The 14,391-nt window shown below is 31.4% G+C and carries 13 protein-coding genes; 9 read left to right on the top strand and 4 right to left on the bottom strand.

The genetic code is table 11. The features are described 5' to 3' along the window. Positions 1-106: 106 nt before the first annotated feature. On the bottom strand, positions 107-2,419 hold the full coding sequence (locus tag U0D62_RS19800) for a S9 family peptidase (RefSeq protein ID WP_416135550.1): 2,313 nt from the start codon (positions 2,417-2,419) through the stop codon (positions 107-109). Positions 2,420-2,717: 298 nt separating this feature from the next. On the opposite strand from U0D62_RS19800, the gene U0D62_RS19805 reads away from it, so the two are divergent. Both U0D62_RS19805 and U0D62_RS19810 read left to right on the top strand, forming a co-directional pair. Next, positions 2,718-4,352, top strand: a complete 1,635-nt coding sequence (locus U0D62_RS19805; protein WP_322289069.1) for a serine hydrolase — start codon at positions 2,718-2,720, stop codon at positions 4,350-4,352. Between the two features lie 160 nt (positions 4,353-4,512). Continuing rightward, positions 4,513-5,367 (top strand): DUF6503 family protein, encoded by an 855-nt coding sequence (locus U0D62_RS19810; RefSeq protein ID WP_322289070.1) that lies wholly within the window; start codon positions 4,513-4,515, stop codon positions 5,365-5,367. A gap of 100 nt (positions 5,368-5,467) precedes the next feature. On the opposite strand, the gene U0D62_RS19815 is transcribed toward U0D62_RS19810, so the two are convergent. Beyond that, positions 5,468-6,451 carry a M12 family metallopeptidase gene (locus tag U0D62_RS19815; RefSeq protein ID WP_322289071.1) on the bottom strand — a complete coding sequence of 328 codons (984 nt, stop codon included), beginning with the start codon at positions 6,449-6,451 and terminating at the stop codon, positions 5,468-5,470. A gap of 295 nt (positions 6,452-6,746) precedes the next feature. Here U0D62_RS19815 and U0D62_RS19820 point away from each other — a divergent pair, with 295 nt between their 5' ends. The 3 genes from U0D62_RS19820 to U0D62_RS19830 are packed head-to-tail and all read left to right on the top strand — an operon-like array spanning position 6,747 to position 8,181. Further along, on the top strand, positions 6,747-7,208 hold the full coding sequence (locus tag U0D62_RS19820) for a hypothetical protein (RefSeq protein ID WP_322289072.1): 462 nt from the start codon (positions 6,747-6,749) through the stop codon (positions 7,206-7,208). Next, complete coding sequence (locus tag U0D62_RS19825) at positions 7,208-7,555, top strand: DoxX family protein (RefSeq protein WP_322289073.1); 348 nt, start codon at positions 7,208-7,210, stop codon at positions 7,553-7,555. Before U0D62_RS19820 ends, U0D62_RS19825 begins: the two co-directional genes overlap by 1 nt. A 20-nt stretch (positions 7,556-7,575) precedes the next feature. Beyond that, positions 7,576-8,181: an alpha-ketoglutarate-dependent dioxygenase AlkB family protein gene (locus tag U0D62_RS19830; protein WP_322289074.1), complete on the top strand. Its 606-nt coding sequence runs from the start codon at positions 7,576-7,578 to the stop codon at positions 8,179-8,181. 92 nt (positions 8,182-8,273) lie between these two features. Here the strand turns inward: U0D62_RS19830 and U0D62_RS19835 are convergent, their stop codons facing one another. Continuing rightward, positions 8,274-8,687 (bottom strand): DoxX family membrane protein, encoded by a 414-nt coding sequence (locus tag U0D62_RS19835; RefSeq protein WP_322289075.1) that lies wholly within the window; start codon positions 8,685-8,687, stop codon positions 8,274-8,276. Between the two features lie 209 nt (positions 8,688-8,896). Here U0D62_RS19835 and U0D62_RS19840 point away from each other — a divergent pair, with 209 nt between their 5' ends. After that, positions 8,897-9,757 (top strand): helix-turn-helix domain-containing protein, encoded by an 861-nt coding sequence (locus tag U0D62_RS19840; protein WP_322289076.1) that lies wholly within the window; start codon positions 8,897-8,899, stop codon positions 9,755-9,757. Between the two features lie 9 nt (positions 9,758-9,766). Here the strand turns inward: U0D62_RS19840 and U0D62_RS19845 are convergent, their stop codons facing one another. Beyond that, positions 9,767-10,546 (bottom strand): S1/P1 nuclease, encoded by a 780-nt coding sequence (locus U0D62_RS19845; RefSeq protein ID WP_322289077.1) that lies wholly within the window; start codon positions 10,544-10,546, stop codon positions 9,767-9,769. 146 nt (positions 10,547-10,692) lie between these two features. On the opposite strand from U0D62_RS19845, the gene U0D62_RS19850 reads away from it, so the two are divergent. The 3 genes from U0D62_RS19850 to U0D62_RS19860 are packed head-to-tail and all read left to right on the top strand — an operon-like array spanning position 10,693 to position 14,366. Continuing rightward, positions 10,693-11,619 carry an alpha/beta hydrolase gene (locus tag U0D62_RS19850; RefSeq protein ID WP_322289078.1) on the top strand — a complete coding sequence of 309 codons (927 nt, stop codon included), beginning with the start codon at positions 10,693-10,695 and terminating at the stop codon, positions 11,617-11,619. Between the two features lie 42 nt (positions 11,620-11,661). Further along, complete coding sequence (locus tag U0D62_RS19855) at positions 11,662-12,468, top strand: Cof-type HAD-IIB family hydrolase (protein WP_322289079.1); 807 nt, start codon at positions 11,662-11,664, stop codon at positions 12,466-12,468. 2 nt (positions 12,469-12,470) lie between these two features. Beyond that, positions 12,471-14,366, top strand: a complete 1,896-nt coding sequence (locus U0D62_RS19860) for a M61 family metallopeptidase (protein ID WP_322289080.1) — start codon at positions 12,471-12,473, stop codon at positions 14,364-14,366. Positions 14,367-14,391: the final 25 nt, after the last annotated feature.

The raw sequence follows: 14,391 nt of genomic DNA on the forward strand, positions 1-14,391 counted from the left end.
AAACTTTTATCTAAAAATTAGATCATAAAAAACCTCCTGGCTCAAGTTTCCAGGAGGTTCTTAAGAAATACATCTTCAAGGCTCCCATACCTTGAAGGTTTTTAATTTATCCCTTTACTGGTTTTGTTTCCGTCTTTTTATTTAAATGTTTAGCATAGAACCCCATCATAGCTTTATACATAGCAATCGAATTCTCTTCTTTTGCAAAACCATGACCTTCATCATATCGTACCATATAAGGTACATCATATCCTTTATCACGAAGCGCCTTAACAATCTGATCTGATTCATCTATATTAACTCTTGGATCGTTTGCTCCTTGAACGACAAACAATGGTTTTTTGATTTTATCAATCTGATAAACAGGAGATACTTCTTCCATAATTGCTTTTTCTTCGGCAACATCCTCATCATACCAGATTTCTTTGATAATCTTTAAATATGGTTTCCAGTAAGGAGGAATCGTTTTCATAAAAGTAAACAAGTTAGAAACTCCTACATAATCTACACCACAGGCATAAAGATCTGGAGTTTTAGTTAATCCTCTTAACACAGCATATCCTCCATGACTTCCTCCATAGATTGCTACCTTATCCTTATCAACCCATCCTTGCTTAATTACATATTCTAACCCATCTTCAACATCATCCATTGCTTTTCTTCCGATTTGTTTAAATCCGGACTCTAAAAATTTCTTACCATAACCTCCAGAGATTCTAAAATTAACTTGCAATGTCGCATACCCTCTACTCGCAAACAACTGAGATTCAGGATTGAATCCCCAAGAATCACGAATCCCTTGCGGTCCTCCGTGTGGGTTTACTATTAACGGTACTTTTTTACCTTGCAATGCCTCTTTAGGAAGTGTTATATATCCATGTATTGTTAAACCATCACGACTCTTAAAAGTGATAGGACGCATTTCTGCCATATCATTCTCTTTGAGTTGAGGCATTAGATTATATAATAGTTTAAATTCATCTGCTTTTGAATCATAAGAATAATAAACTCCGTATAATTTATCACTTTGTAAAAAGATCAAATATTTATCTTCTTCATCGGTTTGATCGGCTATAGAGTATTGATGATCTGGAAATTTACTTGTAATCTTTTTATGTAATTTTTTATAATAATCACTTACAGGCTCTACCACTCTTTTCTCTCCTTGGTATGAAAAGTAATCCAATTCATATCCTCTTTTTCTTGATAATGATAGGTTAGATACATCATACTTATCATTAGCATATAATTTCTTGATTACTTTATCTGCTTTTAAGTCGTATAAATATATCTGTGATTTATCAGTATCTAAATTAGATACTACATAAGCATCGTGAGGGTTATCTGTCGAGTAATCAAAAGAAATTACAGAGAAAGTATCTTTCCAGTTCAATTTTTTTATTACTTCATAATTACCCTCTTCTTTAGCATAATAGAAATCAAAATTTACTCCGTCACGTATTTTAGAATACCCTCTAAGTACTCCATCTTTATCAAAATTATATCCTGCAATAGGATTTGCCGCATCCTCATTTTTAAATAACTGTTTGATCTCCCCAGTAATAATATTAATCTTATAAGGTTCAAAGATTTGTTTATTATTTTTATTCATTGAGATAATCAAATGATCTTTATCCTCTTTTAATCCCTCGATAATGTTAACCTGAACACCTTCATAAGGAGTTAATTCTTTTTGATCAGTTCCATCAATATTAGCGGCAAAAAGATGATAATCTTCATTTCCACCTTTATCCATTACATAAACTAAACGTTCATTATTTGCCCAGCCATATCCACGTATTAGCTCTTCTTTTTCTTCTATAACACGAGTAACCTTATCTGTAGCTATTTCTTTTACATATACGTGGTTTTTGTTGTTCTTATCCTTTTCTCTATATGACAAATATTTTCCATCTGGAGAAAAACGAAAAGTTCTTGCCTTTGGTTTTGCAAAATAATCTTCAACTGAATATTTATAGTTTCCTTTATCCAGATTTGCCAATTTTTCTAATGACATATCTGATGTTACTAATTCTGGATTTCCTGGTATTGTTTTTTCTGATTTCTCTAATTCTAAGGGTAATTCCATTCCGCCTTGATAAAAAGTTCCTTTAAGTTTATCTGATTCCAGAGACCCTACATATTTGATCCCTGCTTTTTTAAATGTCAAAGTTAATTGATTCTTTTCAAAAAGCACCTGATCCATAGGTAATCCTGTTGCTCCTTGAGATGGACTATCCATTGTTGCCGTTAGTGCTCCATCTTTATTTTCGATATTAAACACTAGTGGTACCTCTGTTCCTTGAACTGATAATGCCCCTTTCCAGTTACCGGTAACTTCTTGTCCAAAAGTTTGAACAAATGACATACATAACAATGCTATGAATGTGCTTCGGATGATTAATGAGATTGTTTTCATTTTTTCAATTTTTAATTAAATGATAAAATTATATAGTCAGAGATAGAACTTACGTTTAGTATAGTTATCTAGTGTTAATCAATGTTAACATTGATAACCATAATCATCTTATTAGTAGCCTACTAAAAACATCTATCTTTAAGATCAAAAAAGTAAATGTATATGATGTTAGTAATCGTTATTTATATTTTGTTACAGTATTTTTCAATTATTTAATATCATTTTTTTGACTTTGCTATGTAACCAGAATATGATTTAATCGTCATACAGATAAACATCAATCAAAAAACCAACAATTATGAAAAAACAATTTACACCCTTATATATTTTAGTTTTTTTCTTATTTACTGCTTCTACTTTTGCTCAAAGCCTTGAGCAAAAATTTGACGATGTATTACAAGAAAAATATAAATCTGATACTCCTGGAGCAACTGTTATCATTACCAAAAAAGGAGAGACCATATATCATAAAGCTTTTGGGTTAGCAAATATGGAGCTTTCAGTTCCTATGAAAACTAATAATGTTTTTGAGATAGGATCTATTACCAAGCAATTTACAGCTGTTTCTATTTTAATGCTTTTAGAACAAGGTAAATTAACCATAGAAGATGAAATCACCAAATACATCCCTGATTATCCTACCCATGGAAAAAAAATCACCATACACCATTTATTAAATCATACTTCTGGCATTAAGAGTTACACCTCAATGAATTTATCAGAAATTGCTGCTAAAGATATGACTCCTACAGAGTTAATTGATTATTTTAAAAATGAACCTATGGATTTTGATCCAGGTGAAGAGTGGCGATATAACAATTCTGGATATATTATTTTAGGGTTTATAATTGAGAAAGTATCTGGTCAAACGTATGAAGATTTTGTAGAACAAAATATTTTTAAACCTCTACAGATGCAAGATTCTTTTTATGGTAGTAAAAGTGAGATAATTAAAAATCGTGCTTCTGGATATCAAACTCATGGAAACTATATCAACGCAGATTATTTGAGTATGACTCTTCCATATGCTGCGGGTTCATTAATGAGTACGGTTAAAGATTTAAATACATGGCAAAAAGCACTTAATACCAATAAACTATTAAAAGCAACCACATTACAAAAAGCATTTCAAAACACAACATTAAACAATGGAAAACCAACTTATTATGGTTACGGATGGAGTGTGAATAAAATTGGAGATTCTCCTTCTATTGAGCATGGAGGCGGGATTTTTGGATATACTTCTTACCAGATTTATATTCCAAAAGAAGATCTACATGTAGCTATACTCACTAATTGTAATTGTAATAGTCCTACAGATGTTGCGATACAAATTGCTTCTATTGCTATTAATAAACCATATAATGCTCAAAAAGCCACAGAAATCTCTGCAGGTGAACTGGAAAAACTAGTTGGAGTCTATGAATTTGAAGATGGTGCCAAACGAATCATTACTTTAAAAGATGCTCAACTTTATAGCCAAAGAGATGGTGGCCAAAAGTTTGAAATTTTTCATAAAGGAGATAATGTCTTTTTCTTTAAGGATAGCTTTTCTGAAATAGAGTTTAAAACAAACGATACCAAAGTGACCGCTTCATTTAAAAACAGAATAAAGAAAACAACTGGAAAAAAAACCAATAAACCTATCCCTTCTGAGAAAGAAACGATCAAAGTATCTAATGATATTTTAGAACAATATGTTGGCGTATATGAGATTCGACCTGGGTTCGACCTTACCATACAATTAGAAGATGGAAAACTAATATCGCAGGCTACAGGTCAAGGTTCTTTTCAGATACATCCAGAAACAGAAACTAAATTTTTTGTCAAAGAATTTGCTGCTGCTCTTGAGTTCATTAAAGAAAATGGAAAAGTCACAAAAGCGATTCTACATCAAGGAGGTCGCCAAACACCTGCAAAACGAAAAGATTAAAATTGTAAATAAAGGAGTGCTAAAAAGCTATGTTTTCTCTTTGTAAAGCATAGCTTTTTTTATTACCGCTTTTAAAATAGCTGTTACAGTTTTCCTAAAACTTCCTTTTCTCTTTTGTGTTTTAGTAATTTTGGATTCATAATACAAATCAACTATGCTAATGAAAAATTTATGGATTTTGATTTTGGTGATAGCCTTAATTGGTTGCAATCAAAATACTAAAGAAGAAAATAAAACTACTGAATCAACTGATAACAAGCTTGAAAAGATTCCTGTAGAACCAGATAATGGTATTGGAGATGGTGCCTTATCTATAGAAAAACATTATATAAAAAGTATTGAAAAAGCTCATAAAAAAGAAGCGTTTCTAAATCATAAAGCTGTGAGTTTTGATGTAAAAATATTTTTTGGTGGCAATGAGCATTTAGATGGAAAAATTACAATGCTTACCAATTCTTCCAAAATCAGGATTGACAAGAAAGACAACAGCTCATTAATTTATAATGGCAAACAAGTGTTTTTGCAACCTGCAGATGCAAATGATAAAAGAGCTCGTTTTGATATGTTTACCTGGACCTATTTTTTTGGATTTCCGTATAAGTTAAGTGATCCAGGCACCAAATGGGAAATGCAAGAAGATAGATCTTTGGACAACAAAACCCATAGTACCGCAAAACTGTCTTTTGACGCTGGTATTGGCGATGCTCCTGATGACTGGTATGTTATCTATACCGACCCAAAAGAAAATTCATTACAAGCAGCAGCCTACATTGTTACCTATGGTAGTGAGGGAGATACCTCTAAAGCAGAAGCTGATCCACATGCAATACGTTACAGAGATTTTGTGGTGGTTGATGGTATCCCATTTGCAACTAAATGGGATTTTTATGGATGGACTCAAGAAAAAGGTATGTCTGATACCAAAATTGGAGAAGCTATGGTTTCAAACATAAGATTTCTGGAGGATGTAGAAACATTATTCAATACTTCTGAAGACTTAAAAGTTATTGAATAAATTAATTGATAATTTTTAAAATAAAAACCCCTTTGTAGTATTATAACAAAGGGGTTTGTTTTTAACTATAATTTTGATTTTAGGATCAAGTCATAGATCTTTATCCAGAAGTTCCGCATCGCCCAATTCTTCTCCAACCAGTATTAGTACGTTCATATAGATATCCTTGATAAGTTACCAGATCTCCCGGTTGATAGTTCTGTGAACTTGACCACGGAGATACTCCATCACAGATATCTCCACCGTCTCCAGGATACATGATTCTAATTCCTGCAATATCTCCTGATGAAAGGCCATTTCTTTGAGCATTATACGTTGATCCGTTTTTCCTTACTATCGTTGGTTGACCATTTGCAGAAAAAGCATATGAGCCATATAACATAATAGAATTAAAATCTAGTGTATTCGTATACTCATCACCATCATTACCTCGTTGTACATACGTTTGAAAATTAAACGATCTACCCGATTGAATATTTTGAAAATTGATTGTTACATACTGATCTCTATCTTTTCTACTCTGCTCATGCCATAATCCAACTGCATGTCCTATTTCATGAATTGTATTACCAGTAGAGCAACCATTAGCCAAGTTAATATTCTGTCTTCCGCCAGAACGACCAACAGCCGAAGAGCAACCACTTCCTGTTCTGAAATAGATATAATCTGACTGATTTGTTCTTTCTATAAAAGTAAGATCTGTATTTGCTTCCCAATGTGCTATCGCATCGGTAACTCTTCGTTTATTAGGCAAACTACTTTGTACAGAATAATATACAGTATTATTAGGCCAACGTCTACTTGTTCGACCTGTACTCCTTGTACCTTCTTGATTATCTGGAGTAACAATCATATCTCCATCAAGAATATACTGCCCATCGATTTCTTCTACAGTCGTAGATTGACCATTAAGTTCTATGGTAACTTGTTTTCCTGTAGTTTCAGGAAAAGCTAGTTCTTGTTCGAAACCTTTATTTAATTGTTCCGAAACGTTCTCTGATTGTTCATTTTCACAAGAAATGAACAACGTACAAAAGGTGATAGTTAAAACACCAATTGTACAGTTTTTAAAAGTTTTTTTCATAAAAATATATTTAAGTTGATACATAATTAACTTGAAGAACTTGTGTTTATTATCAGGAAATCAAGCGTTTATCATTAAGAAAAATGTATCTATATTGTAAAACATTGAATAACCTCAATGGATATCACCTTTTTAATAAATTAGTAAAAAACACTTTTAATATTTTTTTAAGATAATGAGTTGAAAAGCTAAAAAATTAACATTTGGCCTATTAAACAGACTATCTTAAATACAGGAAGATTATAGTTTTTTTTGTATCTTTAAGAAACACAAATCCTATTAAAAATCTGTTCTCATGACACCGCTTTTTAAAAAATTACAACTCCCTCCAACATTGGATGAGATATTGATTCTTAATGAACCTGATGGTTTTTGTGAAGAATTAGATTGTCTAAAAGATGTACTAATAAAAGAATCATTAATTCAGGTATCTGAAGTTGATTTTGCTTTGGTTTTTGTAACTCAAAAAAAGCAAATAGAAAACCGTATTGAAACCGTTTATCCTAAAATGGTAGGTGATGCAATTCTTTGGTTTGCATATCCTAAACAAAGTTCTAAAAAATATACATCACAAATCACTACAGATTATGGTTGGGGCGTTCTTGGTGATTATAATCTTAGACCTATAAGACAGGTATCTATTGATGATGATTGGACAGCTATTCGTTTCAGAAAAATCAGTTTTATCCAAAAAACTTCTAAGAATAAAACTTTTACATTTAGTCAAGCAAATAAAGAAAATACTACTAGAATTTAATGAGTTGGCATTTATATATTTTATCGGCAATCTTCTGTATTGCAGGAGTTTTTCATTTTATCCGTCCAAAAGCATTTATGAGAATTATGCCTCTTTACCTTCCTAACCATAAATTATTAGTTTATCTAAGTGGATTAGTTGAAATAATAGTAGGTATCGGAGTATTATTTAATTATACCAGGGCTTTTTCTATCTGGGCTATAATCATTATGCTATTTTTATTTTTCCCGGTGCATGTCCATATGCTAGTAAATAAAAAAGCTAGTCTTAATCTTCATAAGTCGATCCTCATTTTTAGATTACTTTTTCAATTTGTTTTGATTTATTGGGCGTATCAATATCTCTAAAGTCTTAAAAAATATTTCTGATGGATTTATTTGATTTACAAAATCAACCTGTTCAACTATCGATGCCCGATGCAGACGTTACTTATTATCCCGGTTTTTTTGACTTTAATATCGCAAATAGATTATTTGATAACTTATCAAAATCTATAGAATGGCAACAGGATACAATTACCATTTATGGTAAAAAAATAGCTCAACCACGTTTAACTGCATTATATGCAAATAATAACAAAACGTATAGTTATTCTAATATTAAGATGGTTCCACATCCATTTACTGATGATCTGTTAGCGATAAAGCAAACAATCGAAAAACATATACAAGCTACTTTCACAACCTGTTTGCTAAATTTATATAGAGATGGGCAAGATAGTAATGGTTGGCACGCTGATGATGAGAAAGAATTGGGTAATACTCCTACAATTGCTTCTGTTAGTTTTGGAGAAGAACGATGGTTTCATTTTAAGCATAAAAATCAAAAAAATCTTAAAAAAAAGATTTTGTTACAACATGGTAGTTTACTTGTAATGAAAGGTGATACTCAACAAAAATGGCTTCATCAAATCCCTAAGACAAAGAAAGTACTTAAACCACGAATCAACCTCACTTTTAGGATTATTAAATAAAAGACCCTCATCAATTAAGATAAGGGTATTCTATCATCAAACAAAATCAACTTATGAAAAAAACCCTCACACAAAAGGGTAAAAATCTTATTCTACAATAACATATATGAATCTCTGGAATAATCAACAGAATTCAGATTGTAATTATCCTTGGCCAATAGTATTACGGATATTATTAAAAAGAGAAAATGTACTAGTGCTAACTGATCTGCATTGGCATCTAATAAAAATACCGTCAGAAAAGCAAAGAGGCATATAGACGCTATTAAAATTTTTCTGGTAAAAATCCCCATAGCTATAAATAAACCTATGATAAACGTTTCAAATGGAACGAGAGGCGCTAATAGTTCTACAATTCCTAAATCAAATACAGAGGTATAAGTAAAATATTTTTCTAATCTATCTAGAAAAACAGGATATCTAAATACATTATATGCACCATATGCAACTAAATAGGTTCCAAAAAGTACTCTAATCATTGTGTAAAAATAAATTCTGAACTTCATACCTATTTCTGCTTAAATTTAGTGGTGCAAATTTAACTTTCAAATCAAGAAATATCCTTGTAAAAATCAATTTATAACTTGTAAAAAAAACAACTAAACACTTAAATATCAACAACATCTAATCTTTTTTAACGTAAAGTACTAGTACAAAACAAGTGTGATTTTATTGATTTTATTTTTGTAACTTTAAAATGTTAAAAAATTGTTATATGAACCGTTATACATTACATGAAACCTTTGTAGTGCATCAATATTCCTTTGATGAATGGGAAGCGGAGCCTCATAATCACAATTATTTCGAAATCATTTTTGTGGAAAGTGGTCATGGATATCACACCATTAATGATGTTAGATTTCCCTATGAAGAAAATAATATTTTTTTATTAGCTCCAGAGGATACTCATCACTTCGAAATAGAGGGGCATTCCAAATTCACATACTTTAAGTTTACCGAGCTTTTATTTTCGAGCAAGGTCAACTTACCTGATAGGAAATATTGGTTGCAACGCATTGAACAGTTACTTCATCATCCTAATATCATCCCAGGAGATGTTATTTGCCATGAAGAAGACAGAAGCATTATTTGGGATATTCATAACGTTGTTATGGAGGAATTCAAAAATGAAAAGATTTATTATCAGGAAATTATTTCAAACGCGATTAGTACTATTCTAAGTATTATTGTTCGTAATATTTCTGATAAATACAATTCTAATCAAAAAGAAATTCCGCTCAATCATTCAAAAATCGAACAGATTTTAAGTCATATACGTCAGAATGTATATGATAATGATCGTACCAAAATTAGTTTTTTGGCAAGTAAATTTAATATGTCTCAAAGTTCGATAAGTACTTATTTCAAGAGAAAGACTGGTGAATCAATACACCAATATGTCACTAAGTACAAAATGAAACTAGTAGAGTATCGTCTTGAACATACAGAATTTACTATTGCCGAGATTGCTTATCAACTAGGATATACAGACGAGAGTCACCTGACCAAAACATTCAAAAAACACTTTTCTATGTCCCCAAAACAATATAGAAAAGAATTAGAGTTTAGCGAGTAAACACACATCTTATCCAAAAATTTCGTTCAGTATTTTAGCTAACCGAACCCCACCTTTTTGAAGCTGAGAACGAACCATCGGAAAATAATTGTACATATATTTATACCCCAATTTTTCACCTGTATTGGCAGAAGCGTACACCTTTTTTGCTAGTGTTTGTGACTCATGAACCCAATCTAGCACATCTCCGTTTTCAATGACTTGGAGTTGAGCCTTAGATAACCTATCTGTATTTTTAGATAATTCTGTATAGCTCATGCCATAATAATCAATCATATTGCTATCCCAAACACGGTGTAGGTTAGAGCCATCTCTAAACCATCGTACCTGGATATCATTTCCACCTTTATCTTCTCCTCTACCTACGTGTAAAGGCTGATGCAAATCTCCTATAAAATGAACCAACATTTTTAAATAGAATTCTTTATCCTTATCTGTAGCACTTTTATCCTTAAGTACTTCTACACACTTTTCAATTCCTTTGATTAGATCTCCATACTCACTGGGAGTTTCTTCTCCATATTTTTTATCAAAAGAAAAATTTACATAATGCCACGGACTATATCCTCTGTAACTATCATCACTTTTTATTTCATCTGCAAAGGTGGATACAAAAGCCAAACTTTTTCCTTTTAGAAGACGATCGATGTTTTTCCTGGCTTTATTTGTTAAATAAGTATTTGCAATTTCACCAGTAGCTCGATGCCCTGTTTTCCCCCAATCATATTCAGATGAGAATCCTATAAAAGATATCAGGAAAAAAAATAGTACTATACGACGAGTAATCATTATTTATATTTTGAGGCAAAGATAAAAAAGGGTATGTTAGTGAATCGTTAAAATCTAATCACAATTTTTATTTAATATTTGTAATGATCAAAATATGGTTTATTATTTATCGTTACTCAATTACTTAGTCTTTTAATCTACCCTTTATGAAATTAAAATTTTCTGTTCTTTTAATTACTATTACAATGCTGTGTATGGGACAGGAGAAAGAATTTAATTCGGCAATTGTAAAAATAAATAAATACGTCGAAGGTTCTTTAGTAACTCCATATTCTGATCTTAATGTTCCTCTGATAATTTTAATTATGGATGCAGGAGCCGTTAATAGAGATGGTAATGATCGAATGTCTAAAAATGATACCTTTAAAAAACTATCATATGAGCTAGCTAAAAAAGGTATTGCCACTTATCGTTATGATAAAAGATTATTTAAAATGGACGGATTAGGAATACGTGAACACGAAATCTCCTTTGATCATTTTGTAGAAGACGCAAAATCAGTAATCAATTATTTTAAACGAAACGGAAATTACACAAAATTAATTGTTGCAGGTCATGGTCAAGGATCTTTAATTGGTATGATCGTTGCCGAAGGAAATGTCGATGGTTTTATTTCTATTGCAGGTAATGCACAATCTATCGATGATGTAATTATAGAGCAAATAGCAAAGCAAGCTCCTGGATTAGATAAAAGTGCTTTTGTTGCTTTTAGACAACTTAGAGATGAAGGCAGAGCTACTGGGTATGATCCAGCATTAGAATCTATTTTTAGATATAACCTACAACCTTTTATGAAATCCTGGTTAAAATATACTCCTACTCAAGAAATTGCCGAACTTGATATGCCTGTGCTCATTATCCATGGAGATAAGGATATACAAGTGCCAATATCTGAAGCAGAAAAATTAAAAGAAGCAGTGCCAAATGCAGAATATCTGATGGTAGAAAATATGAATCATATTTTAAGAGAAATCAAAGGTAACCGGTTAGAGAATCATAAATCATACAATGAAGCCTGGCGTAAAATTATGCCACAAATCCTAGATGGGATTGTTACCTTTGTGAATCAATAACTTATTTTGGTTAATTTTCTAATTCAAATTCATAATTTTTAAATGCCGCATCGCCTTGTATTTTCTGATATAGATGGAACTTTATTAAATCCTGAAAGAGAACTTTCTGAATTTACGATCTCAGAAATTAAAAGAATAAAAAACACAATTCCTGTAGTATTAATATCATCACGTATGCCTAGTGCTATGATTCATCTACAAAAGGAATTAGATATTACTGATCAACCTCTTATTTGCTATAATGGTGGTCTAATACTAGTAGATCAAAAACCTATACATTCTACTTTTATTGCTCCTGATATTATAGCAGAACTTCATCAATTTAATATCAAACGTGATATACACATTAGCTTATATCACAATGATGACTGGTTTGTACCCGAAATGGATTTTTGGGCTAATAGAGAATCAAATAACACAAAAGTTAACCCTGTTGTCAAACCCACCGATGAAGTTATTCTTGATTGGAAAAACAATAATAAAGGAGCTCATAAGATTATGTGTATGGGTGATGAACAGTATATAGATCTTGCATTTACTTTTTTGTCAGACAATTTTGGAGATCTATTACACCTTTATCGTTCAAAACCGACTTATATTGAAATTGCCCATAAAAACATTTCAAAATTAACAGCGATTGAGATGCTTCTCGATCAACATTTTAAAATTCCTATATCAGATGTAGTAGCATTTGGCGATAATTATAACGATATTGCAATGATAAAAGCTGTAGGTACAGGAGTTGCTGTAGCTAACGCTAAGCCAGAAACCATTGAAATTGCTGATATTATTACACTTCCTGGTAAAGAAGATGGTGTGGCTACATATATTAAAAATCATATTAAATAATTGTGATAGAAACCTACAATAGCCTTAAGAATACTGTTTTAGCCTCATTTATTTTTTGTTTGGTTGTGGGTTGTAAAAGTTCTCAACCAGTTGTAAGCGTTGATTACACTCCTATTATTACAAACATAGATCTGGTTAATATTATAAAAGATAAGGTTAAAGTAGAGCTGCAAGTAGCAAACTTTAATGTAGACACTATTAGTTATTATTTACCTAAAATCGTTCCAGGCACCTATCAAAATAATAATTACGGAAAATATATAGAGGATTTTCAAGCATATGATCGTCAAGGTAATTTACTGCCTATTGAGAAACATGGAGATAATCGCTGGAAAATAAACAACGCTCAACAACTACATAAAATATCTTATTGGGTAAATGACACCTTCGATTCAGAAAACACCCACGATATTTTCTCTCCAACGGGATCAAATATTTCTAAAAATAAAAACTTCATCCTCAACCTGTATGCCTTTGTTGGGTATTTTGACGGAATGAAAGAAAAAAAATATAGGTTATTTATTAAACGTCCCAAATCTTTAGAATCTTCAACATCTCTTGTTAAAATATCCTCAGAAAGTACTTCGGAAAACATCCAGTATGAAACCGATTTTTTCTTACTTAAACGATATGCCGAAGTAGCAGATTCTCCTATTATGTATACACAATTGGATAAAGTAACATTTACTGTCAATGATATCGACGTCCTCTTGAGTGTTTATTCTCCAAACAAAATACATAAAGCGTCGCAAATCATGCCTGTTATCGAGAGAGTTATAAGAGCTCAAAAGAATTTTTTGGGTAATATCAATTCAACAAAAAAATATAGTATCCTATTATATCTCTCTACTTCAAAATCAAATGATGCCAGAGGTTTTGGTGCGCTAGAGCATAATACATCAACTGTTGTAGTACTGCCCGAATCTCTTTCTCATCAAAAACTCAGTGAATCTCTTACAGATGTCGTTTCTCATGAATTTTTTCATATTGTAACCCCTCTAACAATTCATTCAAAAGAAATCCACGATTTTGATTATAACAACCCGAAGATGTCGCAACACCTTTGGTTATATGAAGGAACTACAGAATATTTCTCTTTATTATTTCAAATCACTCAGGGATTGATTAGTAAAGAGGAGTTTTTTGAAAGAATTCTAGAAAAAATTGAAACGGCAAAAGCCTTTGATGATACATTGTCTTTTACCGAAATGAGTACAAACATTCTTGATGAATCCTATCATAAAAATTATCGCAACGTTTATGAAAAAGGTGCTCTAATTTCTATGTGTCTAGACATCATACTTAGAGAAAAAAGTAATGGTACTGAAGGGATTTTAGATCTAATCAAAAATTTATCAAGTCTTTATGGTAGTAATGTACCATTTGAGGATGAAGAACTTATAAAAGTCATTAAAGAAATGTCCCCTCCAGAAGTTGGTGCTTTCTTTGATTCACATGTTATTGGTAATACTCCTATCGATTATGCAGAATATTTGAAAAAATTTGGACTAAAATTTGGAACTATAGATGTTCCTTCTTCTTATTTTATTTATGAACAAGAACCCTATATAAAAAGTTCTGAAGCTACAAAAAAAGTACTGTTTACAGAAGGAGCTATACATAACAGTTTTTTAAAAAACATTGGTATTGAAGGAGGTGACGCCTTATTGAGTATTAATAACAAGAAGTACAATCTCAAAAACATTTATGACCTCTTTGGTGATTCTAATAAATGGAAAATTGGTGATGTTATAAAGGTAAAAATCGAGCGAAATAATCAAATCCTAACATTCACTTCTAATGTGATTAAACCTACCGTTAAAAAAATCATTATAGAAGAGAATCCCAACGCTGCAAAATATCAAATCAATCTTTTAAAGAGGTGGATAAACGATTAAAAGCCTGTATTTAATTTTAATATCC

It is taken from the genome of Aquimarina callyspongiae, from assembly GCF_034322225.1.
In the GTDB taxonomy this organism is placed as follows: Bacteria; Bacteroidota; Bacteroidia; order Flavobacteriales; family Flavobacteriaceae; genus Aquimarina.

What these genes read in the sequence shown, in the direction of transcription:
- U0D62_RS19800 (WP_416135550.1), bottom strand. Translation starts at nt 2,419, where the DNA reads ATGAAAACAATCTCATTAATCATCCGAAGCACATTCATAGCATTGTTA.
- U0D62_RS19805 (WP_322289069.1), top strand. Translation starts at nt 2,718, where the DNA reads ATGAAAAAACAATTTACACCCTTATATATTTTAGTTTTTTTCTTATTT.
- U0D62_RS19810 (WP_322289070.1), top strand. Translation starts at nt 4,513, where the DNA reads ATGAAAAATTTATGGATTTTGATTTTGGTGATAGCCTTAATTGGTTGC.
- U0D62_RS19815 (WP_322289071.1), bottom strand. Translation starts at nt 6,451, where the DNA reads ATGAAAAAAACTTTTAAAAACTGTACAATTGGTGTTTTAACTATCACC.
- U0D62_RS19820 (WP_322289072.1), top strand. Translation starts at nt 6,747, where the DNA reads ATGACACCGCTTTTTAAAAAATTACAACTCCCTCCAACATTGGATGAG.
- U0D62_RS19825 (WP_322289073.1), top strand. Translation starts at nt 7,208, where the DNA reads ATGAGTTGGCATTTATATATTTTATCGGCAATCTTCTGTATTGCAGGA.
- U0D62_RS19830 (WP_322289074.1), top strand. Translation starts at nt 7,576, where the DNA reads ATGGATTTATTTGATTTACAAAATCAACCTGTTCAACTATCGATGCCC.
- U0D62_RS19835 (WP_322289075.1), bottom strand. Translation starts at nt 8,687, where the DNA reads ATGAAGTTCAGAATTTATTTTTACACAATGATTAGAGTACTTTTTGGA.
- U0D62_RS19840 (WP_322289076.1), top strand. Translation starts at nt 8,897, where the DNA reads ATGAACCGTTATACATTACATGAAACCTTTGTAGTGCATCAATATTCC.
- U0D62_RS19845 (WP_322289077.1), bottom strand. Translation starts at nt 10,546, where the DNA reads ATGATTACTCGTCGTATAGTACTATTTTTTTTCCTGATATCTTTTATA.
- U0D62_RS19850 (WP_322289078.1), top strand. Translation starts at nt 10,693, where the DNA reads ATGAAATTAAAATTTTCTGTTCTTTTAATTACTATTACAATGCTGTGT.
- U0D62_RS19855 (WP_322289079.1), top strand. Translation starts at nt 11,662, where the DNA reads ATGCCGCATCGCCTTGTATTTTCTGATATAGATGGAACTTTATTAAAT.